The organism is Streptomyces sp. NPDC006332 (genome assembly GCF_040612855.1).
Lineage (GTDB): Bacteria > Actinomycetota > Actinomycetes > Streptomycetales > Streptomycetaceae > Streptomyces.
The window spans coordinates 119,045-142,059 of record NZ_JBEXRA010000012.1 but is presented as its reverse complement, the minus strand read 5'-3'; the positions used below and the strand labels follow the sequence as shown (position 1 = coordinate 142,059).

Annotated in this window: 27 protein-coding genes; 21 read left to right on the top strand and 6 right to left on the bottom strand. The window is 70.5% G+C overall.

Annotation, left to right across the window (positions count from 1 at the left end; all coding sequences use genetic code 11):
* The first annotated feature begins 165 nt into the window (after nucleotides 1-165).
* From ABZ027_RS14095 to ABZ027_RS14065, 7 genes are all read left to right on the top strand, one after another.
* The gene (locus ABZ027_RS14095; protein WP_356767810.1) at nucleotides 166-1,086 is read left to right on the top strand and encodes an alpha/beta fold hydrolase; all 921 of its coding nucleotides are present in this window, start codon (nucleotides 166-168) and stop codon (nucleotides 1,084-1,086) included.
* Between the two features lie 37 nt (nucleotides 1,087-1,123).
* Nucleotides 1,124-1,378 (top strand): MoaD/ThiS family protein, encoded by a 255-nt coding sequence (locus ABZ027_RS14090; RefSeq protein ID WP_356767808.1) that lies wholly within the window; start codon nucleotides 1,124-1,126, stop codon nucleotides 1,376-1,378.
* 2 nt (nucleotides 1,379-1,380) lie between these two features.
* Nucleotides 1,381-2,616 (top strand): hypothetical protein, encoded by a 1,236-nt coding sequence (locus tag ABZ027_RS14085; protein WP_356767806.1) that lies wholly within the window; start codon nucleotides 1,381-1,383, stop codon nucleotides 2,614-2,616.
* 192 nt (nucleotides 2,617-2,808) lie between these two features.
* Entirely contained in the window at nucleotides 2,809-3,546 is a 738-nt protein-coding gene (locus ABZ027_RS14080; protein ID WP_356767804.1) for a DUF2993 domain-containing protein, read from the top strand.
* Between the two features lie 428 nt (nucleotides 3,547-3,974).
* A complete protein-coding gene (locus ABZ027_RS14075; protein WP_356767802.1) occupies nucleotides 3,975-4,814 on the top strand; it encodes a sulfurtransferase in 840 nt (279 codons plus the stop codon).
* Nucleotides 4,815-4,855: 41 nt separating this feature from the next.
* On the top strand, nucleotides 4,856-5,143 hold the full coding sequence (locus tag ABZ027_RS14070; protein WP_007382995.1) for a DUF1416 domain-containing protein: 288 nt from the start codon (nucleotides 4,856-4,858) through the stop codon (nucleotides 5,141-5,143).
* 109 nt (nucleotides 5,144-5,252) lie between these two features.
* Nucleotides 5,253-5,513 carry a DUF3099 domain-containing protein gene (locus ABZ027_RS14065; RefSeq protein ID WP_356767800.1) on the top strand — a complete coding sequence of 87 codons (261 nt, stop codon included), beginning with the start codon at nucleotides 5,253-5,255 and terminating at the stop codon, nucleotides 5,511-5,513.
* Nucleotides 5,514-5,582: 69 nt separating this feature from the next.
* Here the strand turns inward: ABZ027_RS14065 and ABZ027_RS14060 are convergent, their stop codons facing one another.
* Entirely contained in the window at nucleotides 5,583-5,945 is a 363-nt protein-coding gene (locus tag ABZ027_RS14060; protein WP_356767798.1) for a DsrE family protein, read from the bottom strand.
* A gap of 291 nt (nucleotides 5,946-6,236) precedes the next feature.
* Between ABZ027_RS14060 and ABZ027_RS14055 the strand changes: the two genes are divergently transcribed.
* From ABZ027_RS14055 to ABZ027_RS14045, 3 genes are read left to right on the top strand one after another with little or no spacing between them, the layout of a single operon-like run.
* Nucleotides 6,237-6,812 (top strand): FABP family protein, encoded by a 576-nt coding sequence (locus tag ABZ027_RS14055; protein ID WP_356767796.1) that lies wholly within the window; start codon nucleotides 6,237-6,239, stop codon nucleotides 6,810-6,812.
* Between the two features lie 57 nt (nucleotides 6,813-6,869).
* Nucleotides 6,870-7,307, top strand: coding sequence for a transcriptional repressor (locus ABZ027_RS14050; protein ID WP_356767794.1), 438 nt, complete (start codon nucleotides 6,870-6,872; stop codon nucleotides 7,305-7,307).
* Between the two features lie 10 nt (nucleotides 7,308-7,317).
* Nucleotides 7,318-8,283 (top strand): folate-binding protein, encoded by a 966-nt coding sequence (locus ABZ027_RS14045; RefSeq protein WP_356767792.1) that lies wholly within the window; start codon nucleotides 7,318-7,320, stop codon nucleotides 8,281-8,283.
* 28 nt (nucleotides 8,284-8,311) lie between these two features.
* Here ABZ027_RS14045 and dtd read toward each other — a convergent pair whose 3' ends face one another.
* On the bottom strand, nucleotides 8,312-8,737 hold the full coding sequence (dtd, locus tag ABZ027_RS14040; RefSeq protein WP_356767790.1) for a D-aminoacyl-tRNA deacylase: 426 nt from the start codon (nucleotides 8,735-8,737) through the stop codon (nucleotides 8,312-8,314).
* Nucleotides 8,738-8,895: 158 nt separating this feature from the next.
* Here dtd and ABZ027_RS14035 point away from each other — a divergent pair, with 158 nt between their 5' ends.
* From ABZ027_RS14035 to ABZ027_RS14025, 3 genes are all read left to right on the top strand, one after another.
* Nucleotides 8,896-9,486: an aerial mycelium formation protein gene (locus ABZ027_RS14035; RefSeq protein ID WP_356767788.1), complete on the top strand. Its 591-nt coding sequence runs from the start codon at nucleotides 8,896-8,898 to the stop codon at nucleotides 9,484-9,486.
* Between the two features lie 71 nt (nucleotides 9,487-9,557).
* Nucleotides 9,558-10,553 carry an asparaginase gene (locus ABZ027_RS14030; protein ID WP_356767786.1) on the top strand — a complete coding sequence of 332 codons (996 nt, stop codon included), beginning with the start codon at nucleotides 9,558-9,560 and terminating at the stop codon, nucleotides 10,551-10,553.
* A 259-nt stretch (nucleotides 10,554-10,812) separates the two neighbouring features.
* On the top strand, nucleotides 10,813-12,081 hold the full coding sequence (locus ABZ027_RS14025) for a GNAT family N-acetyltransferase (RefSeq protein WP_356767784.1): 1,269 nt from the start codon (nucleotides 10,813-10,815) through the stop codon (nucleotides 12,079-12,081).
* Nucleotides 12,082-12,280: 199 nt separating this feature from the next.
* Here ABZ027_RS14025 and ABZ027_RS14020 read toward each other — a convergent pair whose 3' ends face one another.
* Nucleotides 12,281-12,466 (bottom strand): hypothetical protein, encoded by a 186-nt coding sequence (locus ABZ027_RS14020; protein WP_356767782.1) that lies wholly within the window; start codon nucleotides 12,464-12,466, stop codon nucleotides 12,281-12,283.
* A gap of 183 nt (nucleotides 12,467-12,649) precedes the next feature.
* On the opposite strand from ABZ027_RS14020, the gene ABZ027_RS14015 reads away from it, so the two are divergent.
* Nucleotides 12,650-13,567 carry a GntR family transcriptional regulator gene (locus tag ABZ027_RS14015; RefSeq protein ID WP_356767780.1) on the top strand — a complete coding sequence of 306 codons (918 nt, stop codon included), beginning with the start codon at nucleotides 12,650-12,652 and terminating at the stop codon, nucleotides 13,565-13,567.
* A 45-nt stretch (nucleotides 13,568-13,612) separates the two neighbouring features.
* Here ABZ027_RS14015 and ABZ027_RS14010 read toward each other — a convergent pair whose 3' ends face one another.
* Nucleotides 13,613-13,801 carry a hypothetical protein gene (locus tag ABZ027_RS14010; protein ID WP_356767778.1) on the bottom strand — a complete coding sequence of 63 codons (189 nt, stop codon included), beginning with the start codon at nucleotides 13,799-13,801 and terminating at the stop codon, nucleotides 13,613-13,615.
* A gap of 171 nt (nucleotides 13,802-13,972) precedes the next feature.
* Between ABZ027_RS14010 and ABZ027_RS14005 the strand changes: the two genes are divergently transcribed.
* The 5 genes from ABZ027_RS14005 (at nucleotide 13,973) to ABZ027_RS13985 (ending at nucleotide 19,662) form a co-directional block, all read left to right on the top strand.
* A complete protein-coding gene (locus tag ABZ027_RS14005) occupies nucleotides 13,973-14,857 on the top strand; it encodes a GntR family transcriptional regulator (protein ID WP_356767776.1) in 885 nt (294 codons plus the stop codon).
* A gap of 29 nt (nucleotides 14,858-14,886) precedes the next feature.
* Entirely contained in the window at nucleotides 14,887-15,600 is a 714-nt protein-coding gene (locus ABZ027_RS14000; protein ID WP_356767774.1) for an HAD-IA family hydrolase, read from the top strand.
* A 131-nt stretch (nucleotides 15,601-15,731) separates the two neighbouring features.
* On the top strand, nucleotides 15,732-16,841 hold the full coding sequence (locus ABZ027_RS13995; protein WP_356767772.1) for an aminoglycoside phosphotransferase family protein: 1,110 nt from the start codon (nucleotides 15,732-15,734) through the stop codon (nucleotides 16,839-16,841).
* 41 nt (nucleotides 16,842-16,882) lie between these two features.
* Nucleotides 16,883-17,488, top strand: a complete 606-nt coding sequence (locus ABZ027_RS13990) for a TetR family transcriptional regulator (RefSeq protein ID WP_356767770.1) — start codon at nucleotides 16,883-16,885, stop codon at nucleotides 17,486-17,488.
* A 77-nt stretch (nucleotides 17,489-17,565) separates the two neighbouring features.
* Complete coding sequence (locus ABZ027_RS13985) at nucleotides 17,566-19,662, top strand: AAA family ATPase (protein WP_356767768.1); 2,097 nt, start codon at nucleotides 17,566-17,568, stop codon at nucleotides 19,660-19,662.
* 57 nt (nucleotides 19,663-19,719) lie between these two features.
* On the opposite strand, the gene ABZ027_RS13980 is transcribed toward ABZ027_RS13985, so the two are convergent.
* Nucleotides 19,720-20,562 (bottom strand): nitroreductase/quinone reductase family protein, encoded by an 843-nt coding sequence (locus tag ABZ027_RS13980; protein ID WP_356767766.1) that lies wholly within the window; start codon nucleotides 20,560-20,562, stop codon nucleotides 19,720-19,722.
* Nucleotides 20,563-20,768: 206 nt separating this feature from the next.
* Between ABZ027_RS13980 and ABZ027_RS13975 the strand changes: the two genes are divergently transcribed.
* Nucleotides 20,769-21,398 (top strand): RraA family protein, encoded by a 630-nt coding sequence (locus tag ABZ027_RS13975; protein WP_356767764.1) that lies wholly within the window; start codon nucleotides 20,769-20,771, stop codon nucleotides 21,396-21,398.
* A gap of 21 nt (nucleotides 21,399-21,419) precedes the next feature.
* Here the strand turns inward: ABZ027_RS13975 and ABZ027_RS13970 are convergent, their stop codons facing one another.
* Nucleotides 21,420-22,043: a helix-turn-helix domain-containing protein gene (locus ABZ027_RS13970; protein ID WP_356767762.1), complete on the bottom strand. Its 624-nt coding sequence runs from the start codon at nucleotides 22,041-22,043 to the stop codon at nucleotides 21,420-21,422.
* A gap of 137 nt (nucleotides 22,044-22,180) precedes the next feature.
* Between ABZ027_RS13970 and ABZ027_RS13965 the strand changes: the two genes are divergently transcribed.
* The gene (locus ABZ027_RS13965) at nucleotides 22,181-22,903 is read left to right on the top strand and encodes a hypothetical protein (protein ID WP_356767760.1); all 723 of its coding nucleotides are present in this window, start codon (nucleotides 22,181-22,183) and stop codon (nucleotides 22,901-22,903) included.
* Nucleotides 22,904-23,015 lie beyond the last annotated feature (112 nt).

Genomic DNA, 23,015 nt, shown 5'->3' with positions numbered 1-23,015 from the left:
GGTTCCTCCTCGGTCCCTGCGAGGACGTGTGCGGTGCGGCACTGCTCTGCGATCCCGGCGGCCCCGTACACCTGCGGTTTCCCGCGCCGTATACAACGCTTCCGAAAGCACAAAAGGACCCGGGGGCTACGCTGCCCGAGTCCTCTGCCCAGCAGAATAGCCCACATGAGTACCGGTCCGGCAGGTCATGTGGCGCGATCCACCGATCGTCCGCACTCCGATACCAGCAGACCTACACCTTTGCGGAGGTTTCTGCACGCCGCCGACGGCGTGACGATCGATTCCGTATACGACCCGGGTGACGCCGTATACGACGCCTCGGCGTCACCTTCCGGTGGCCCGGTGTTCGTGATCGCCCACGGTTTCACCGGCGACGTGGACCGCCCGCACGTCCGGCGAGTGGCCAGGGCGTTCGCGCGCCACGGCGCCGTGGTCACGTTCTCCTTCCGGGGGCACGGCGCCTCCGGCGGGCGCTCCACGGTCGGCGACCGGGAGGTGCTGGACCTCGCCGCCGCGGTCGAGTGGGCCCGTTCGCTGGGGCACCCCCGTGTGATCACCGTCGGTTTCTCCATGGGCGGCTCGGTGGCCCTGCGACACGCGGCGCTGTACGGCCCGAATCCCCCGAAGGAGGGGCCGGTGCGCGAGGGTCGCGTGGACGCGGCGAGGGGACGGGCGGCGGAGGCGGCTTCGTACGCGGCGACGGACGCGGTGGTCTCGGTGAGTGCCCCGGCCCGCTGGTACTACCGGGGCACGGCTCCTATGCGCCGACTCCACTGGCTGGTGAGCCGTCCCGAGGGCCGACTGGTGGGCCGCTACGGATTCCGTACGCGCATCCACCACCTCGGGTGGGACCCGGTGCCGCTGTCGCCCGTGGAGGCCGTCCCGAGGATCGCGCCGACGCCGCTGCTGATCGTGCACGGCGAACAGGACGGCTACTTCCCCGTCGACCACCCCCGGATGCTGGCCCACGCCGCCGGCGACCACGGCGAACTCTGGCTGGAGCCCGGCATGGGCCACGCCGAACACGCGGCAACGGAGGCCCTGCTGGCCCGTATCGGGGACTGGGCTGTCGGTCGGGCGGGCTAGCCTGACCGTGTACACCGCCGATTGATTGAGGAACGGGATGGCAAAGGTCACGGTGCGCTACTGGGCAGCCGCGAAGGCCGCGGCCCAGATCGCCGAGGAGCCGTTCGACGCGGACACCCTCGCCGAGGCGCTCGACGCCGTGCGCGGGCGACACCCCGGCGAACTCGTGCGTGTCCTGCGCCGATGCTCGTTCCTCGTCGACGGTGACCCCGTGGGCACCCGCGCACATGAGACGGTACGGCTGGCCGACGGCGGCACGGTCGAGGTGCTCCCGCCGTTCGCAGGAGGGTGACGATGACCAACCAGCCGTACGAGGGGCCGTACGACGGGCCGTACGAGGGACAGCAGTACCAGCGCCGGCAGCAGTACCAGGGGGAGCAGCAGTACCAGGGGGAGCCGCACGGGCAGCAGCCTCAGGGGTATGCGCCCGAGGGGTACGGCCCGCAGAGCCACACCGGGCAGGGCTATGACTCGCAGGGTCACACCCCGCAGGGCCACACCCCGCAGGGCTACGACCCGTACTGGCAGCAGGCCTACGAGGATCCGCAGGCGGCCCAGCAGTACACGCAGCAGTGGCAGGGTCAGACCTGGGAGACCCAGGTGCACCAGCCGGTGTCGGCCGCCGAGACGGCGTACCTGCCGCAGCAGCCGCAGGCTCCCGGCGCACCGGCCCACCCCCACACGCACACTCCGGCACAGGCACCCGAGCCCGTTCCGGCCGCCGAGGGGCCGGCCTCCGGGTACGGCCCCGCCTCCGTCGCCGGCAACGCCCGCATCACCGACGCCCAGCGGGCGCGGCTGGAGGGGCGCTCGCCGGTCATCGAGCCCGGCATGCAGCCCGCCGCGCTCACCGCGCTCCTCGGTCTGCTGCTGTCCGGTACGGCGGCTGTCGGCTCGTACGCCCTCGTCATTCCCCTCGTCGCCCTCCAGGCGGTCACCGCCGCGGGCTGGTTCCGGCTGAACGGCATGTGGCCGGCCCGGCAGGGCATCGCGCTGGCGTTCCTCGGGGCGCTGGTGGCGGACGCGGTGCTGCTCGGGGCCGGGCGGGAAAACGGGCCCGCCGCGATCCTCGGCACGTTGGGCGTGTGGGTCCTGCTCTCCCTCGTTCTCCAGCTGCGCTCGCACGCCGACGCGGACGAACGGATGGCCGGGCTGATGGCGAGCGTCGCCTCGGCGGCGCTGTCCATCGTCGCGGCCGGACACCTCGCGGCCGACCCGGACGCGGTGACGGTCGGCGCGGCGGCGGTGGCGGTCGCCGTCCTGGCCCGCGCGCTGCCCCTGCCGACCCCGGCCTCCGTGGTGGTCGCCCTGCTCGCCGCGGCGGGCGCGGGCATCGCGGTCGGCGGGATGACCGGCCTCGGCGCGAAGGGCGCGCTGCTGGGCGCGGGCGCGGCGGTGTGCGCGCTGATCGGGCACCGGGTGGCGAGCTACGACTACCCGTCGAGGTTCGTGCACTTCACGGCCGGAGTGGCCCTGCCGCTGGCCGCGGCAGCCCCCGCGGTGTACCTGCTGGGGCGGGCGCTGGGCTGACGCTTTCGCGGCGGGCGCTGGTCAGGCACCTACCTGGCGCGCCCGGCCGCACTCCTCCCGGCCCCGGGTCTGTCCTGTCACGAATGATCGACAATTTGCCGATCCCTTACGGGCCCGGGGTTACTCTCACGCTCGGCGGCCACCCGGTCCGTCAACCGACTGTCGTCTGACCGCCGTCGTGGGGGACACCGCATGCGCGCACTGCGAATACTTCTGATACTTGTCGTGATATTCGGGGGCCTCTTTGTGATCGCCGACCGCGTCGCGGTCAACTTCGCGGAGGGCGAGGTCGCGGACAAGCTGAAGGCCAGCGAGAACCTGGACACCACCCCGGACGTCTCCATCAAGGGCTTCCCCTTCCTCACCCAGGTGGTCGGCGGCGCTCTGGACGACGTCCAGGTCGGTATCCCGGACTACGAGGCGGACACCGGCACGAACGGCAAGACCATCCGGATCGACGACCTCGAAGCGAACATGAAGGGCGTCGAGTTCTCCGGCGACTACAGCTCCGCCACCGCGTCCACCGCCACCGGCACGGCGTCCGTCACCTACGACGAGCTGCTCAAGGCCGCCAAGGCCGAGCCCACCCAGGTCGCCCCCGGCGTCACCGCCAACATCGTCGGGCTCTCCGACGGCGGCAACGGCAAGATCAAGGTCGCTGTCGAGGCGACAGTCTTCGGAACCAAGCTGCCGAAGCCGGTGGACGTGCTCAGCACCGTCACCGCCAAGGGCGACACCGTGCGGGTGCACGCGGACAATCTGCCGTCGTTCGGTGGCGTCGAGCTCGCCGAGAACCGGGTCCGGGCCATCACCGACTTCGAGCAGAAGATCGAGGGGCTGCCCGGCGGCATCCAGCTCGACAAGGTGCAGGCGGCGAAGAGCGGCGTGGAGATCACCGTGAAGGGTTCGAACGTCAAGCTCGCGGGGTAGGACGGGCGGGGGACGGGACCGGTCGCAGGTGACCGAGGGGCCGTCCGATTGGCGAGACGCCTCAGTCCGTAGAACAGATGTGGAGACGGCCGCATCCGCCCGGGAACCGTGGGAACACGGCCCGGGCGTTGTTGTGTTCTCACATCGCGGACGATCGCGTCTCAGCATACGACACCCCGGTGACATGGCCGCCTGTCCGTCCCTACGATCGACACCTATGAAGCGACAGGCGGATCTCACGAAGCGGCGGGCAGTAGACCTGTGCCGCGTCGCCGCCATGCTCTGTCGCATCTTCTGAGCGGAAGCGCAGACCTCCGCATTCACCCCGCCCCCCAGCAGGGCATCCGTGCGCCCGCGCCGATCCGGGCCCGACCGCGCACCCCTCTCACTCGCACGCCCCGCCGCAACTGCCCCGGAGGAGAAAGAGCATGAGCCGCAGCGACGTCCTGGTAGACGCCGACTGGGTCCAGGACCACCTGGACGACCCCACCATCGCGATTGTTGAGGTGGACGAAGACACGTCCGCCTACGAGAAGAACCACATCCGAGGCGCGATCCGCATCGACTGGACCGACGACCTGCAGGACCCGGTCCGCCGTGACTTCGTCGACCAGGAGGGCTTCGAGAAGCTCCTCTCCGCGAAGGGCATCGCCAACGACACGCTGGTGATCCTCTACGGCGGCAACAACAACTGGTTCGCGTCGTACGCCTACTGGTACTTCAAGCTCTACGGCCACGAGAACGTCAAGCTTCTCGACGGCGGCCGCAAGAAGTGGGAGCTGGACGCCCGCGAGCTGGTCGAGGACGTGCCCGAGCGCCCCACCACCACGTACACGGCCAAGCCGCAGAACAAGGCCATCCGCGCCTTCCGTGACGACGTCGTCGCCGCGATCGGTTCGCAGAACCTGGTCGACGTCCGCTCGCCCGACGAGTTCTCCGGCAAGCTGCTCGCCCCCGCGCACCTGCCGCAGGAGCAGTCGCAGCGTCCGGGTCACGTCCCGTCCGCGCGCAACATCCCGTGGTCGAAGAACGCCAACGACGACGGCACCTTCAAGTCGGACGACGAGCTCAAGGAGCTGTACGCCGAGGAGCAGGTGGACCTCGCCAAGGACACCATCGCGTACTGCCGCATCGGTGAGCGCTCCGCGCTGACCTGGTTCGTCCTGCACGAGCTGCTCGGCGTGGAGAACGTCAAGAACTACGACGGCTCCTGGACCGAGTACGGCTCCCTCGTCGGCGTGCCGATCGAGCTCGGCGCCAACAAGTAGTCCCACCGACCGACCTTTCAAGACCTCTTCAGGAGTACGACATGTGTGGAGCGAAGGCCGGCGGCCCGGACGCCTCGACGATCAAGCCCGGTGAGACCACCATCCAGGGTCAGGTGACCCGCGACGGCGAGCCGGTGGTCGGCTACGTCCGTCTGCTCGACTCGACCGGCGAGTTCACCGCGGAGGTCCCCACCTCCGCCACGGGCCAGTTCCGTTTCTACGCGGCCGAGGGCACCTGGACGGTCCGCGCCCTCGTCCCCGGCGGCACCGCCGACCGCACGGTCGTCGCCCAGCAGGGCGGCCTGGCGGAGGTCGCGATCGCGGTCTGACGACTGCCCGGCGAACAGGGCACTGAAGGGCCGCGCCCCAGGGGTTTGGACACCTGGGACGCGGCCCTTCGGCACGCCTGCCCGGCCGCCCCGGGCCTACCCTGGACGTATGTACGCACGGCGGCGTCACACGTACTTCGCCATGATGGGCGTCTGCATCACGCTCTTCGTCCTGGCCTGGGGAGTCGTCCGCATCTGGTCGGTCCCGGTGGCCGTCGGGATGTGCCTGGTCGCGATGCTCATCCCACCGTTCGCGGCGATGGTCGCGAACCGACGCGGCCCCGACGACCGCTGGTGGGACGACCCCTCCGGCGACCCGAAGTCCGACGAGTGGTGGGACGAGCTGGACGGCCGGAAAGGGCCGCGTTAAGCAGGCCCGCGTGCCCTGCTCGACCCCGCCGGGGGCGTCTCAGCACACGTCCCTGTCGTCCCCGCCGTCTCAGTAGACGAGCGCCTGTGTCTCGTCCCCGAGGGCCTCCTGTACGAAGACCTGGGCGCCGGCGATGCGCACGCCCTCGATGACGTCCTTCTCCGTGATGTCCCGGCGGGCCGCGCACTGCGTGCACAGGGTGACGCGGCCGGCCGACATGATCGAGTCGAGCAGGTCGGGCAGCGGCGCGGCATGCGGGAGGTCGAACTCGGCGGCCTTCCCCGGGAGCGCGAACCAGGCGGACTCGCCGGTCAGCCACAGGGACACGTCGACACCGCTGGCCACGGCCACCGCCGCCACGGTGAACGCCTGCGAGCACCGCTCGGGGGCGTCCGCCCCGGCCGTCACCTTGATCACGAGCTTCTTCGCCATGCCTGAATCGTAGTCACCCCCTCCACGGGCCGTCGGCTGCCGCCCGGGACCGCCGCTGCCGTGCTGAGCACGGAGGCCTACCTCCCACAGAGGCCCGGGTCCCGGCCGCGTAAGCTGGGGCCCGGCTCTGTGTACCGCCCCATAACGATCGTCCGAGGAGCACTCCGTGCTTGAGGTTTTCTTCGAAGCCCTGCTGATCCTGGTCTGCGTCGGAGTGCTCGGCTTCGCCTGGCTGACCGTGAAGAAGCTGTACCAGGGCCAGCGCTGACCCACGTCTAGGAACTGCCACTCATGATCGAGATCCCGTCCGACCTCCACAAGGACCTCGTGCCCCTCGCCTTCCTGCTCGGCAACTGGGCCGGCGCGGGTGTGCACGACTTCCCCGGCTCCGAGAAGTGCAACTTCGGACAGGAGGTCTCCTTCGCCCACGACGGCCGGGACTTCCTGGAGTACCGCTCGCACACCTGGGTGCTGGACAGCGGCGGCAACAAGGTCAGGCCGCTGGAGTCGGAGTCCGGCTTCTGGCGCATCGACGCCGACCGCAAGGTAGAGGTCACGATGACCCGCGACGACGGCGTCGTCGAGATCTGGTACGGCGAGCTGGCGCACCAGAAGCCGCAGATCGACCTGGTCACCGACGCGGTCGCCCGCACCGCCGCCTCCGGCCCGTACACCGGCGGCAAGCGTCTGTACGGCTACGTCAAGTCCGACCTGATGTGGGTGGGCGAGAAGCAGACCCCCGAGGTCGAGCTGCGCCCCTACATGTCGGCCCACCTGAAGAAGGTCGTCACCCCGGAGGACGTCGAACGCTGGGCCAAGGCCCTGCCCGACGACATGCCGGACGACGGCATCGCCTTCTTCAAGTAGGCGCCGGTCCGCTCTTGCCCGGTCCGTGACCGGCGTCGGGCTCATACACTGGGTGCTGTGGTGAGCACCGACTGGAAGAGCGACCTCAGGCAGCGCGGCTACCGGCTGACGCCGCAGCGGCAACTCGTGCTCGAAGCCGTGGACACTCTGGAACACGCGACCCCCGACGACATCCTCGTGGAAGTACGGAAGACGGCGTCGGGGGTCAACATTTCCACGGTCTACCGGACCCTGGAGCTGCTGGAGGAGCTCGGGCTGGTCAGCCACGCGCACCTCGGGCACGGCGCGCCGACGTACCACCTGGCCGACCGGCACCATCACATCCACCTGGTCTGCCGGGACTGTACGAACGTGATCGAGGCGGATGTGAGTGTCGCCGCCGAGTTCACCGCCAAGCTCCGAAGCGAGTTCGGCTTCGACACCGACATGAAGCACTTCGCGATCTTCGGCCGGTGCGCGGACTGTTCTCTGAAGGGTTCAACTACCGAGTCGTAGGGTTGTGCATATGAAAAGCCCTCTGCTGACCCTGCCCGGCGCCGTCCCCGCCGAAGGCGTGGACGAAGGTGTCGCCGCCCACTACGGCGACCTGTTCCGCGAGCAGCGCGCCCTCGCGGACGGCACCGGCTTCGTCGACCTCTCGCACCGCGGAGTCGTCACCGTCTCCGGCGACGACCGGCTGAGCTGGCTGCACCTGCTGCTCACCCAGCACGTCAGCGACCTGCCGACGGGACAGGCCACCGAGGCGCTGATCCTGTCCGCGCACGGCCACATCGAGCACGCCCTGTACCTGGTGGACGACGGCTCCACGGTCTGGGCGCACGTCGAGCCCGGCACCCAGGACGCGCTGATCGCCTACCTGGAGTCGATGAAGTTCTTCTACCGGGTCGAGGTCGCCGACCGCACCGCGGACTTCGCGGTGGTCCACCTGCCCGCCGGTTCGATAGCCGAGGTCCCGGAGGGCGTCGCCGTACGCGAGACGGCGTACGGCCGTGACCTGTTCCTCCCGCGGGCCGACTTGGAGGCGTACGCCGAGAAGGCCGGCCCCCCGGTCGGCATCCTCGCCCACGAGGCCCTCCGCGTCGAGCAGCACCGGCCCCGCCTCGGCTTCGAGACCGACCACCGCACCATCCCGCACGAGCTGGGCTGGATCGGCAGCGCGGTACACCTCCAGAAGGGCTGCTACCGCGGCCAGGAGACCGTCGCCCGCGTCCAGAACCTGGGCAAGCCCCCGCGCCGGCTGGTCTTCCTCCACCTGGACGGCAGCGAGGTCCATCTGCCGCCGGCCGGCACGGAGATCCGCCTCGCGGACGACGAGCCCGACGGCCGCAAGATCGGCTTCATCACGACGTCCGTACGGCATCACGAGCTCGGCCCGGTCGCCCTGGCCCTGGTGAAGCGGAACGTGCCGCTGGACGCGCGGCTGGTGGCGGACACGACGGCGGCGGCCCAGGAAGCCGTCGTGCAGCCGTAGTGGTTCACAACCCGGCGGGTCAGGGCGTCTAGATCTCGATGAGCACGGTGAACGGGCCGTCGTTCGTCAGTGAGACGCGCATCTGCGCGCCGAAGCGGCCCGTCGCCACCGTCGCGCCCAGCGTGCGGAGTTGCGCGACCACCTCGTCGACCAGAGGTTCGGCCACGTCGCCCGGGGCGGCCGCGTTCCAGGTGGGGCGGCGGCCCTTGCGGGCGTCGCCGTACAGGGTGAACTGGCTGATGACGAGGAGCGGCGCGTCGATGTCGCTGCAGGACCGCTCGTCCGTCAGCATGCGGATCGACCACAGCTTCCGGGCGAGCTGGGCCGCCTTCTCCTTGGTGTCCTCGTGGGTCACCCCGACGAGGACACACAGCCCCTCGCCGTCGATCTCCCCGACCGTCTCGCCGTCCACGACGACGCTCGCGCCGTCCACCCTCTGCACCACCGCACGCATCCGACCATCATGCCGGGTGGCCGGCGGTGCTCCGCACGGGCCTTCTTTTTTTGCTGCTTACCCCCCATCTGGGGCGGATCGGGGGCACTCGGTCACATAGTGGCCACTTGGGGTGGCACGATGCTTGCACACGCCGGTCGAGGGGACGGTAGAGGCACATGAGCACACCGATTACCGGGCAGTTGGGCACTAAGCGGCCGCCCGTGCAGCGCACCGACAGTCCGCGGATGCCCGCCGACCCGCCCGAGCCCGGCCTTGACGTGCTGAGCCTGCCCGAACTGCGCACCCTGCGCCGGGACGCGCAGCGCGACGAGGCCGACCTCAGCTACCTGCGGCGGCTGCTGCAGGGCCGTATCGACATCCTGCGGGCGGAGCTCGGGCGGCGCTCCCCGACGCAGGCGGCCGCCGTCGTGACCGTGGACGAGGCCTCCCTGGTCGAACGGCTGTCGGAGATCCTCACCGACGCCCCGGCCCGGCACCGCTCCTCCGCCCGCCATGTGACGCTGGGCACGCCGCACAGCGAGGAGTACCGGCTGCTGGCCGCGGAGACTCTCGCCGAGGTCGAGCTGTCGGACCTTCAGGCGCGCACCGACCAGGAGTTGAGCACGGCGATGGGACGGCTCGTACGGTACGAGCAGCGGGTGTCGCGGCGTCGGCAGCGGTTGCAGCGGACGGCGGACGACTGCAGCGCGGAGATCGCCCGCAGGTACCGTGAAGGGGAAGCCCAAGTCGACGACCTGCTCATCTGACACGGCGGCCGTACCGGAGATCCCGGACCCGCTGTCGGGGCGGGTCCCCTCTCTCCGGAAGGCCACCGCCGATGTCCGCGTCCGCCGCCAAGTCCGCCTCCGCTTCCGTGTCGCCGCCCATATCGCCCGTGCCGCCCGTTCTCGCTGAGGTCGTCCGCTCCGGGTTCGTCGAAGGGCGGCACCGGGGCAGCCTGGTCGTACTGGATGCCGACGGAGACGTCGAACTGGCCCTCGGGGATGTGACGGTCCCGGTCTTCCCGCGCTCCTCCAACAAGCCGATGCAGGCGGCGGGCGTGCTGCGGGCGGGTCTGGACCTGGCGGGCGAGCGCCTCGCACTGGCCGCGGCCAGCCACTCCGGAGAGCCCTTCCACCGCGACCTGGTCCACAAGATGCTGGACGAGTACGGGCTGGACGAGGAACTGCTCCAGTGCCCGCCCGACCTCCCGCTGGACGCGGAGGAACGGGAGACGTACCTGGCGTCGGGCGAGGTCCGCTCCCGCGTGACCATGAACTGCTCCGGCAAGCACACGGCGATGCTGGCCGCGTGCGCGTTGCGGGAGTGGCCGCTGGACTCCTACCTGGACCCGGCCCACCCTCTCCAGCAGCTCATCCACAGGGGTGTGGAGGAGGCGGCGGGCGAGCTGGTGACCGCCGTGGGCACCGACGGCTGCGGCGCGCCCCTGCTGGCGATCACCCTCACCGGCCTGGCCCGCGCCTACCGCTCCTTCGCCCTGGCCGCCCCGGACACCCCCGAACACCGCGTCGCCACCGCCATGCGCGCCCACCCCGAGTACGTCGCCGGCACCCGCCGCCCCGACACCTGGTTGATGCGCGAAGTCCCCGGCGCCCTCTCGAAGATGGGCGCGGAGGCCGTCCAGGCCCTCGCCCTCCCCGACGGCCGCGCCCTCGCCTTCAAGGTCGAAGACGGCGGCCTCCGCTCCCTGGGCCCCGTACTCGCCCGCGCCCTCAACCTCATGGGCATCGATTCCTCAGTCGTCGAACGAATCGGCCGGGCACCGCTGATGGGGGGAGCGGAAGAGGTGGGAGAGATCCGGGCGGCTTTCTGACCGGGAGGGTCTGAGGGCGGCGCACAGGCAGGGGTGCAGGGGACGTAGTAGTCCCCGCCGGGGGCCGGGGCGGTGCCTCTGGTGGGGTTGAACGTGGTGCCTGGGCAGGGGTGCGGGGGTCGTAGTCCTCGCCGGGGGCCGGGGGCGGTGCCCCTGGTGGGGTCGAAGGGGCGGAGCCCCTGGGGATGGGACGGGTAGGGGCGGCGGGGGCGAGGAAAAATCCCCGCGACACCCGCACCCGCCCACCTACCGTGACCCCATGACGCACCCGCACCCCCACCCAGGTCCCGACATACGCCACATCACCGAACCCGAACTCGCCGACTGGCTCCGCGCCGTGAACACCGGGTTCCTGCGCGCCCCCACCGTCCCGGACCACGAGCTCGAAGCCCGCCGCACCCAGTTCGAACCGGCCCGGTTCCTCGGCGCGTTCGACGGCGACAGCGGCGGCAGGTGCGTCGCGACCTTCCGTTCCTTCGACCAACAGCTCACCACCGTCGGCGGCGCGACCGTCCCCGCCAACGCGATCAGCGCCGTCACCGTCACCGCCACCCACCGCCGCCGCGGCCTGCTCACCCGCATGATGGCCAAGGACCTGGCCGCGGCGAAGGACCGCGGAGACGTCGTCGCGACCCTGATCGCCGCCGAATACCCCATCTACGGCCGCTACGGCTTCGGCCCCGCCACCTGGATGAGCGAGTGGACGATCGACGTCCCCCGCACCGGCCTCGACCCGCGCCTCCCCGTCCCGGACGACGGCGGCCGTATCGACCTCGTGGACGGCGACGACGTCCGCAAACTGGGCCCCGAACTCCACGAGCGGGTACGCCTGACCCAGCCGGGCGCGATCAGTCGCGAGGAGTTGTGGTGGCGGGTCCACACGGGTGTCGTACGGTTCGACCCGGCGTGGACCGAGCCGTTCTACGCCGTGTACCGCTCGCCGGAGGGCGAGGTGGAGGGGCTGGTCACGTACACGGCCGACGACAACTGGCACGACAAGCAGCCGCACAACACCGCGACCGTGAAACAGCTGATCGCCTCGACCCCGGCCGCCGAGCGGGCCCTGTGGCGCTACCTCTGCTCGATCGACTGGATCACCCACGTCAAGAGCGGCTGGCGAGCCCCCGACGACCTGCTCCCGTTCTTCCTGCCCGACCCGAGGGCGGCCAGGATCACCGCGCAGTCGGACTGGCTGTGGGTGCGGATCCTGGACGTCGTACGGGCGCTGGAGACGCGGACGTACGAGAGGGAGGGGGCGCTGGTGCTGGAGGTGACCGACCGGGACCGACTGGCCGGCGGCCGCTACCGGTTGGAGACCTCTTCGGAGGGCGGCTCCTGCACGCGCACCACCGCCGACGCCGACCTCACGCTCGACGTGGGCGACCTGGCCGCGCTGTGGCTCGGCGACGAGTCGGCCGTGCGGCTGGCGGCGCTGGGGCGGGTGCGGGAAGAACGAGCGGGCGCCGGCCGGTCGGCCGACGCCCTGCTGCGTACGTCCAGGCGTCCTTGGTGCCCGGACATGTTCTGACGCTCCTTCCTGCCGGGGACAGGGGTGCTGCTCCGCATCCGTAGCGAGCTGTTCAGTTGTGGCTGTTCAGTTGTGGCTGTGCTGCCGCGGTCCTCGTGGACGGCGGTGTTCAGTTGTGGCTGTGCTGGGTGTCGACCGTGTTCAGTTGTGGCTGTGCGGGCCGACCGGGCTCCCGGCTCCCCTCCGGAAGGGAGCCCGGTCAGCCGGACTGGGCGAGCAGCATCACGAGGATCACCCCTCCGATGCCGCCGATCGCGATGCTCTTGGACTTGATCCCGGCGGTGAGGGCGACCAGGGCGACGATGCCCATGGTGCCCAGCTGCCACTGGACGAGCTGTTCGAAGCCGACGGCGAGGGCGGCGATGGCCAGGGCGATCAGCGGCATGTCGGTCCTCCTTCGGGGCGGTGGTCCCCGTCGGTCGCCACCTGGCCAACCTCTCGAAAAGTTTGACCACGTTGACCATGTTGCCTAAGTTGGCGACCAACTTCATAGTACTTATCTCCACTTGGATACGTCTCATAACCACCCTTCGGTGATCTGCTCAAAGATGGCGGGAAGTTGTAGTGTTTGGTCGTGGACCCGAAACACGCCGCCGTCAATGGGCGGAAAAGGGCACAGCGGCCACAGACGTCACATCACGAGGTGGCCGACGAACTGCGCGCCCGGATCCGGTCCGGGCAGCTGCGGTCGGGCCAGCGCATGCCCACCCAGGCCAAGCTGGCCGACGAGTTCGGGGTCGAGCGGGGAGTCGTACGGCAGGCGCTGCAGATCCTGCAGTCGGAGCGGTTGCTGACCAACGTATCCAAGGGCAGCCCCGCGACCGTGGCGCCGGATCCGGGACCTGGCAGCATGCCGGTCGGCCCCGGCGCGCCCCCGCTGCCCACCACGGTGGCCCTCGCGCCCCGGATAGCGGCCGCCTTCGCAGCCCCGCACGTCGAGATCGACGCCCTGTGTCTGACCTCGGTCTCCCTCACCCTCGCCATGGGCGAACCGCTGCGCGAGATCCACGCCGGGCGACTGAATCCGGCCAAGGTCGACGTCCGGGTCCTGCTGCCGAGCCGGGACATCGACCTCGCCTTCCCGGTGCCGGTGGAGGGGCGCGGGGACGACGACCCGGTGCACGAACGCTGGCTGGCCATGCGCAACGCCCAGGGTCTGGTGCTCAAGCACAACTTGCTGGCGCTGCGCGCCACGCACGGCATCGACGTGCGCGTCACCTTCCGCGCGCTGCCCTTCACCCCGCCGGTGAAGCTGTATCTGCTCAACGGGGAGGAGGCGCTGTTCGCCTACTACACGCTGGGCCGCCATGAGGCGGAGATCGACCACGAGTACCTGGAGACGTACGACGCGGAAGGCACCCAGTCGATGCTGTTCGCCTTCGAGCAGGGCGCCGGCCTGCGGGACACGACCTTCGTGGAGCAGTCCCACCTGTGGTTCAACGCACTGTGGGAGACGATCAGTTCGGAGCTGACGCTCACGAGCTGATGTCTCCCACAGTGGACCGAGCGGGGTGCCGTCGACATGGTCGACTCATAGGGCGGGCCCCGCGACGAGCAGTGCGAGGACGACGGCTCCGAGAGAACTGACGGTCGGGTTCCTGGCTTTGATACCTATGGTGAGCAGGAGCAGGCCGACGACACCGACGGCTCCGTACTTCCACTTGACGGTCTGTTCGACACCGACGACGAACACGGCGGCGAGGAGGGCGATGACTGGCACGGTGGTTCCCCCTTCAGGCGGTCCGGCAGGGGCCTTGCTGGCGAGAGGAGGCGAAGCACTCGCCAACCGGGATCAAGTTGGTAACCAACTCTAAGGTAGTTGTCCCCACTTGGTCCCTAGTCATAAACAACTTTCAAACAACTCCACATAGATGGATCAAAGTTGTAGCGTTTGGTCGTGACTCAGGAGAACGTGGCAGTGAACGGCAGCAGAAGGCTCTCGCCCCAGGAGATCGCCGATGTCCTGCGGGAGCGGATCCGCACCGGCGACCTCAAGGCGGGCGACCGCCTGCCCACCCAGGCGGAACTCGCCGAGGAGTTCGGCGTGGAACGCGGCACCGTCCGTCAGGCCCTGCGCGTCCTCCAGGACGACGGCCTCCTGAGCAACGTCAGCAAGGGCAGCCCACCGCGCATCGCGGAACCGCCCCGGGCGACGGGTGAGCAGCCGCAGCCGACGATGGTGGGCCTCGCGCCCCGCCTGACCGAGGCGTTCGCGGCCCCGCACGTCCGGGTGGCCGCGGCCTGCCTCACCGCCGAGTCCCTGATGCTGGCCCTGGCGGCGCCGATCCGCCTGATCCACGAGGGCCGCATCCGCCCCGAGTCGATCGACGTCCGCATCCTGCTGCCCTCCCGCGAGATCCCGCTCGCGTTCCCCGTCCCGGTGGAGGGCCGGGGCGAGGACGACGACCCGGTCCACGAGCGCTGGCTGGCCCAACGCAACGCCCAGGGCCACGTCCTCCAGCACAACCTCCGCGCCCTGCGTTCCTCGCACGGCATCGACGTCCAGGTCAGGTTCCGCGCGCTGCCCTTCACCCCGCCGGTGAAGCTGTACCTGCTGAACGAACAGGAGGCGCTGATCGCGTACTACATGATCACGCGCCGCGAGGAGTCGTCGGACAGGGGCACGCTCGACATGTACGACGTGCTGGGCACCGAGTCCCTCCTGTTCTCCTTCGTGCAGAAGGACGGTAGGCGCGAGGCGGCGTTCGTGGAGGAATCCCAGAAGTGGTTCGACGCCCTCTGGGAAACCATCACGAGGGACCTGACACTCTCCTAGTGACTTCTGATACGACGCGGACTGAACCCATGGCAGCGGAGACCGAGCACGACATGGAGCGGCTGCGGGCCCTCGTCGCGCGCGCACGGGTCGTCCTGTGGGACTTCGACGGGCCGATCTGCGGGCTGTTCGCGCAGCACTCGTCGCAACGCATCGCCGAGGGTTTCGTGGAGTGGCTGGACACCCTCGGTCTGTCCCATCTCCTCACCGAGGCGGAACGAGAGAACGAGGACCCACAGGCCGTATTGCGCGCGGTCGACAGCCGGCACTACGGCAGTGACCTCGTGGTGGAGATGGAGAAACGTCTCACCCAGGAGGAGCTCAAGGCGGCGCCCGGCGCGATGCCCACCCCGTGGGCGGACCCCCTGATCCGTACCTGGACAGCCGTGGGTTCCCGGCTGGCCGTCACGACGAACAACTCGCCCGAGGTGGTCCGTGAATACCTGGAGAGCCGTGGCCTGCTCTCCTGCTTCACCCCGCACATCTACGGCCGCACCCGGGACCTCGGCCTCCTCAAGCCCGATCCGCACTGCCTCAACCGCGCGTTGAACGCGCTGGGTGCCGCCCCGCCCGACGCCCTGATGATCGGTGACACGCCCTCGGACTTCGCGGCCGCGCTGGAGGCCGAGGTGCCCTTCCTCGGTTACGCGCGTAACGAGAGGAAGGAGAAGGACCTGAGGCAGGCCGGGGCCAAGGACGTCGTCCGGTCCCTGGAGCCCCTGCTGCGGGTGCTGCGGGGTTAGCCCGCCGTTTGGTCCGAGGGAGCGAGTCGGCCCGTTGATTGCCGGAGTTCTACCCCAGCGCTTGACTGTGTGGTAGTAACGTGCGTCCCCCCAACCCCAGCAGCACGACCAGAACGGCCTGAAACCAGCACATGACATCCCCCTCGGTCCCCGACGACCGGCAGCGAGCCGACGAGTGGAGCGCCCGTCCACGCCTCGTCAGCAGCACGCTGAAGGGACATCACCATGTGCTGCACGTGTGGCCGCTGGAGGACCGGACCTGGGTCAAGTGCCGTGAGCCGCGCGCGGAACTGCTGTGGTTCGACCGCAGGTGCTTCAAGTCGGAGGAGCAACTGCTCCGGGCCCTGAAGGAACACCGGATCGAGTGCGTGCCGGACGTCGTGGACCTCGGCGGGGTGGACGTCCAGGCCTTCATCGAGGGGCGGACCGTCGGTGCCCGACGGTGGTGGTCGAGCCGACGCGTACCCGACCCGATCTTCGACCAGCTCGTCAACCTGTTCCGTGAGACGGTACGGATCAGGCCGGACATGCTGAAGGCCGAGCGGCGCTGCGAGTCCGAGGACCGTCCCGAGGACGGTGACACCGACAGCTTCCTGGAACGCCTGATCGTCTTCATGCAGGAGCAGGTCTACGAACCGAACCGACCGGTGTTCGAGAAGCTGTTCCAGGAGCTGGGAATAGGGGACGAGTCGTTCGACCGGCTCCGAAAGCGTGTGTACGGCCTGACCCGGCGGCCTTTCTGTCTGCTGCACGCTGATCTGCACCGGAAGAACCTCATCGTCGATCGCCAGGGACGGCTCTGGGTGATCGACTGGGAGTTGGCGATGCTGGGCGACCCGCTCTACGACCTCGCCACCCATCTCTACCTGATGCGCTACCCGGCCCATCAGGAGAACCGGATGATCCAGGAATGGTGTCGGGTCGTCGACCGCGTCCGCCCCGGAACTTCCCTCGGGTGGGAACAGGACCTGCCGCGGATCCTCGAGTTCAAGAGGGTGCAGTCGGTGTTCACCGATGTCATCCGTGAGTCCTTGAAACTGCGTCAGCGAGACGATTTCAACTGGGCGGGGCTGCCCCTCGCCGCCGCCAGACTGCACAGGATCCTGACCGCGGCCGCCGAGCCGCTGGGATCGAGGACCGTACCCACCCATCCGCAGATCGTGGCGGCGCTGGTGCACTGGCACCGGCAGACGGGCACGCGGACGGGCACCCGGCCGAAGCCCCTTCCCGACGCCTCGTAGGCGGCCGTCGCGGGGGGCCGGTCGGTGGTTACGCTCACCACATGAGCGAGACCGGTCTGCGTGAGCGTAAGAAGCGGCGGATGTACGAGGTGGTGTCGGAGGTCGCGATCGGGCTCTTCCTGGAGAAGGGGTTCGACGCGGTGTCCGTCGCGGAGGTCGCCGCCGCGGCCGAGATCTCCAAGCCGACCCTGTTCCGGTACTTCCCGGCCAAGGAGGACCTCGTCCTGTACCGGATCGCCGATCACGAGGAGGAGGCGGCGCGCGTCGTCGCCGGGCAGGACTCTCCGCTCGGGGCGCTGCGGCGGCACTTCCTGGACGGGCTGGAGCGCCACGATCCGGTCACCGGGCTCAACGACGATCCGCGGGTGCTCGCCTTCCACACGCTGCTGTACGGGACTCCCGCGCTGGCGGCCCGTGTGTACGCGTACCAGGAGCGGTCCGAGGCCGCGCTCGCCGAGGCGCTCGGCGGCGGACTGGAGGCCCGGCTCGCCGCCGGGCAGATCATCGCCGTGCGCCGCATCCTCGCGCTGGACAACTGGCAGCGGATCGCCGCGGGGGAGCGGGTGGCGGACGTACGGCCGGACGCGGTGGCCGCGGCCGAGCGGGCCTTCGGGAGCCTGGCGGCCGGGTTGCCCGATCTCGCATGAGCGAGTCCGAGTAATCCCCTGGGTGAGCCTGAGTAAAGAATGTTACTCGGTAACGATATTCCGGTACGCTCGGTGGAATGACGTCACCCGACCCCGCTCTCAAGGACACCCTCCACGGTTCCCTCCGTCAGGAACGCGGCCACCACGACCGTTGCCGCACCGCCCTCGCCGCCATGGTGGACGGGGCCCAGGAACACGTCGTCACCGCCGTGGACGTCTCCGCCTCCGGGGCCGACGCCGAGGTTCTCGGGTACCGCCTGCGCAGTCAGGCCAAGCAGCTGCGGGAACTGCCCGAAGGGCCCCTGTTCTTCGGGCGGCTGGACTTCGGCCCGGACGCGGGGGACCACTCTGGGCAGCGGTACCACATCGGCCGCCTGAGGATCAGCGAGCACCCGGCTGTGCCGCCCCTCGTCGTCGACTGGCGGGCCCCCGTCGCCCGCGCCTTCTACCAGGCGAGCGCCCATGAGCCACAGGGCGTGGCCGTGCGCCGCCGGTTCGGCTGGGCGCCCGGCAGCCGGGGTGAGTCCGCCGACCTGACCGGGCTGGAGGACGAGCACCTGGGCCGGGGGGAGTCGCGGGCCAGCGGCATCGTCGCCCAGGAGATCGAGCGGCCCCGGGTCGGCCCCATGCGGGACATCGCCGCGACCATCCAACCCGAGCAGGACGATCTCGTACGGGGGGACCTGCCCGTCTCGCTGTGCGTGCAGGGCGCCCCCGGCACCGGGAAGACCGCCGTCGGACTGCACCGGGCCGCGTACCTGCTCTACACCCACCCGCAGCGCATCCGCCGCGGCGGACTGCTGATCCTCGGGCCCAACCGGACCTTCCTCTCCTACATCGCGGAGGTGCTGCCGGCGCTGGGCGAGACCGGCGTGCGGCAGTCCACCCTCCAGGAGGAGATCGCAGCGAACCGCCGGACCACCGCGGCGGCCCGGACGGCCGGCCCCGCGGTGGACGACGAGCGGACCGCCCTGGTCAAGCACGACGCCCGGATGGCGGAGGTGCTGCGGCGGGCGCTGTACGCGCGGGTGTCGGGCGGTGGGGGCGAGGGTGGGGAAGGCGCCGGCGTCGCCCTCGTCGTGCCCGACGGGACGTATCGCTGGCGGGTGCCCGGCGGCGAACTCGCCCGGATCCTGCGGGACGTACGGACCGAGGAACCGCCGTACGCGATCGGGCGGGAGCGGGTGCGCGGCAGGATCGTGCGGTGGGTGCAGGCGCAGGCCGAGCGGCGGGCCGGGCCGCAGAGCAACGCCTGGGTGCGCAAGATCTCACGGTCGCGCGCGGTCGGGGCGTACCTGGACGCCGTATGGCCCCGGGTGCGGCCGGAGGAGGTGGTGGCCGAACTCCTCACCGACCCGGCGGTGCTGGCGGCCGCGGCGGACGGACTGCTGGACGCCGACGAGCAGCGGGCGCTGCTGTGGGCGAAGCCTCCGCGGTCCTGGAAGTCGGCGCGCTGGTCGGCCGCGGACCTGGTCCTGCTGGACGAGGTCGGCGGGCTCGTCGAGCATCCGGAGGGGTACGGGCATCTCGTCGTCGACGAGGCACAGGACCTCTCCCCGATGGAGTGCCGGGCGATCGCCCGCCGGGCCGCCTTCGGGTCGCTCACGGTCCTCGGTGACCTGGCGCAGGGGACCACGCCCTGGGCGGCGCGGTCGTGGGACACGGTCCTGCGGCACCTCGGGAAACCGGACGCGGCCGTGGTGCCGCTGACCACCGGGTTCCGGGTGCCGGAGGCGGTGGTGACGCTGGCGAACCGGCTGTTGGGGAGTCTGGAGGTGGACGTACCGGCGGGGCGGTCGCTGCGCCGGGACGGGGAGCTGCGGATCCGGGAGGCGACGGCGGGCGGGCTGCTCGACGTGGTCGTCGACGCCACCCGGGACGCGCTGGCGCGCGAGGGGTCGGTCGGGGTCGTGGCGGCCGACACGGAGGTGGACCGGGTGCGCGCCGCGCTCGACGCGGCCGGGATCGTGGCGGCGGGCCCCGAGGAGCTGGGCGCCCGGCTGACCGTCGTCCCGGCGAGCCTGGTGAAGGGACTCGAGTACGACCATGTCGTCGCCGTGGAACCGGCCGCGATCGCGGAGGCGGAACGAAGAGGGCTGCACCGGCTGTACGTGGTGCTGACGCGGGCCGTGTCCCGGTTGGACGTGGTGCACGGGCGGCCGTTGCCGTTCTAGGGGATGTTCGCCGTCGCCCAAAACGGGACCTGTCCTGTCCTGGGCGACGGCGTCGGGTCAGGTGGTGGCGTCCAGGAGCGGGATCAACTGCTGCTCCTCGTACGTCAGATGGGCTTCCAGCTCCGTCGTGAGGCGCTCCACCTCCGCACGGGCCGTGTCCCGGTCGGTGTCCTCGGCGCTCACCGCGCGGCGCAGGTCCTCGGCGAGGGCCGCGATCCGCTGGTGTTCCTCGCGCAGACGGGCGAGCGCGGGGGCGGCGCTCGGGTGGCGGTCGGCGAGGAGCGGGAACATGCCGAGGTCCTCGCCGTTGTGGTGGTTGTGCAGGCCCTGGCAGAACGTCAGGCAGTTCACCCGGAGCTGGGCGCCGAGCGTGGACGTACCCGAGCTCATCTCCTTGCGAATCTGGGTGAGTTCACGGCGGAAGGCGTCGTGCACGACCTTGATCGCCTCGCCGAAGGAACCGGCGTTGATGTTCGGGGGGCCGTCCTGGGCGATCTCGTGCAGGGCCACCACCGGGATCACCCGGTCCGTCTTCTCCTGGTACGCCGCCCAGCCCGGCTCCGCCTCCACGGCCCGCGCGAAGGCCCGGTCCCGCTCCTCGCCGGTGAGCGGCTCGGCCCGCGCCCGGTACGTGAACGCGCCGTTCTCCACGGTGACTTCGGGGTGCGCGAGGAGGTTGCGGTACCAGTCGGGGTGGTGAGGCGCACCGCCCGCCGAGGCGATGACGAGGATGCGGTCGCCGCCGTCGGGGAGGTAGCCGACGGGGGCGGTGTGCGGGGTGCCGGTGCGGGCGCCGGTGGTGGTGAGGAGGATCAGCCGGGCGCCCTCGAAGTGGCCGCCCATACGGCCCTTGTTGGCGCGGAACTCTTCGATGATCTGCTCATTGAACGGGTTGGGCACGCTGTCTTCTTTCTCTTTCTCGGTCGCTGGAATCTTCGGAACGTCGAAGGTGGCGCGGAGAAAGAGGCGGGCCCCTGGCCCTGCCCGACGTGCGGACTCGCTCAAGCGGGGGGACCCCCGTCGGCCTCACTCAGAGGCCGGGCACCCAACTCGCTCACGGCACAAGGCCGACCCGGCAGTCATGGCTGCACGGTAGCGTCCTCGTCGTGATCGAAGCCACGGAGTTTCTGGACATCCCCACGACCACCCTGGCCGACCTGCTGGGCCGCGAGCGGGTCATGGACATCGGCATACGGCCCCTGTGGGAGCCGGTAGCGCGGATCGCCGGGCCGGCGTTCACCGTACGGTGCCCGCCTGGCGACAACCTGATGCTGCACGCGGCGATTTACCGGGCCGAGCCCGGCTCCGTGATCGTCGTGGAGTCGGGTGACCTGGACTACGCGCTGGCCGGCGGCAACGTCTGCGCTGTGGCCCGGCGTCGGGGCATCGCGGGCTTCGTCGCGGACGGGCTGATCCGCGACCTCGCCGAGGTGCGGGAGATGGGCTTCCCGGTGTTCGCCCGGGGCGTCATCCCGATCCCGGCCGCCAAGTCCGCGGTGACGCCGTTCGGCGAGCAGGTGCGCTGCGGCGGGGTGCCGGTCGACGCCGGTGACGTGGTGGTCGCCGACGAGGAGGGCGTGGTGGCCGTTCCCGGGGCCCGCCGCCAGGAGATCCTCACCGCGGCCCGCGCCAAGCTGGCCAAGGAGGCGACGGAGACGTTGGACGACTGGGAGAGGGCTCATCGGTCACGGATCGACGAGATCCTCTCCAGGGGCGGGTTCGAGGGGATGCGCTGAGACCGCCGACGGTCCCTCGTGTCAGGGGTGCCGTAGGAAGCGTTCGAGGATCAGGCGCAGGGTGGGGAGCTGTTCCGCGGGGCGGAAGGACGGGTCGGTGGCCGTGCTGGTGTAGAGGGCGGCGATGAGCGCCATGACCCACGCCGCCGTGTCCTTCGGGTCCAGGGCGGGATCGATCTGTCCGGCCGCCGCGGCCCGGCGCAGCAGAGCGGTGACGGTGGACCGCTCCTCGTCGTTGTCACGGCTCAGCAGCGCGTCGAGTTCGGGGTCGCGGTAGGCCTGCACCATCGCCTCCATGACCAGGGCGGGGACGTGCGGCTCGGTGGCGGGCGCGGCGAGCAGGTCCACGGTGTCGAGGAGCGCGGTCCACGGGTCGTCGGCGGTGCGGGCGGCGGCGAGCCGCTCGGCCTTGGTGGCGCCGCCTTCGGGTTCGTCGTCCTCGGGTTCGTCGTCCTCGAAGACGGCGTGGAAGATCGCGCGCTTGTTGGGGAAGTAGTGGAACAGGTTGCCCGCGCTCATGCCGGCGGCCTTGCAGATCTCCGCGGTGGTGGTGCGCTCGAAGCCCTTGGCGGCGAAGAGTTCGGCGGCGACATTGATGATGTGCCGGCGCCGGGCCCGATGCCTGGCGGGGTCGACCGTCCTCATCGGGGCCCGTCTCCTTCTGGTTCTGGCGGTTGTTGCGGTTCTCGGTTCGTTCGTCGACCAATATAACTAGACTGAGCACTCGGTTTATTATTGGGGTCGCCAGTCGCCAAGGGATCAGGACCATGGGGGAGACAGGGATGGACAGGGATGTGACGTCCGAGCGCGGTGCGCGGAAGGGTGTCGTGCTCCGCGCTCCGGTGTGGAGCACGGTCTGCGTCTACGTCGTGCTCGTCCTGGCGGGGGCGGGTCTCGGACTGCTGGTCGACGTCCTGGCCGGCTGGTGGGTGACCCTGCCAGTGGCGCCGTTGCGGGAACCGGCCGGTCTCGTCGAGTCCCTTCCCGAGCCGGTGCTCCCCGCCGTCGGCGCGGTGGCGGGGCTGGCACTCGGACTCGTCGCGCAGTACGAGCAGTTGGTGATCCGTCTGTCGGGCGACCGTGTCGTACTCACCCGTAAGGGCCGTGAGCGGGAGTTCGCGCGGGGCGACGTCGCCGTGGTGTTCCGGGACGGCAAGCACCTCGTCCTGCTCGGCCACGACGAGGGCGAACTCGCCCGCCAGGAATGCGACTTGAACCCGGGCCGCGTCGCCGACGCCTTCACCAGGTACGGGTACGCGTGGGCGGACGCCGACCCGCACCGGGACGCGTTCCGGCGGTGGGTGCCGGGCACTCCCGGCCTGTCGGAGAGTGCGAACGCGGTCCTGCGGGCCCGTCAGGAGTCGCTGGAGAAGAAGGGGCCCGGCGATGACGACGTCCAGGAACTCCGCGAGGAGCTGGCCCGCCTCGGTGTCGTGGTGCGGGACGAGAGGCGACGTCAGTACTGGCGGGCGTACCGGCCGGTGGGCGGTCCGGCGGTGGAGTGAGCCGGAGGGGCCGGAGGGGCCGGAGGGCTGGGGGCGGTGGCGGAGGCTGGGGGAGGGCGTCGCGGGGTGAGGTTGGGGCACTCGGGTGGACCTCGGCGTGGCGTGGCGCACT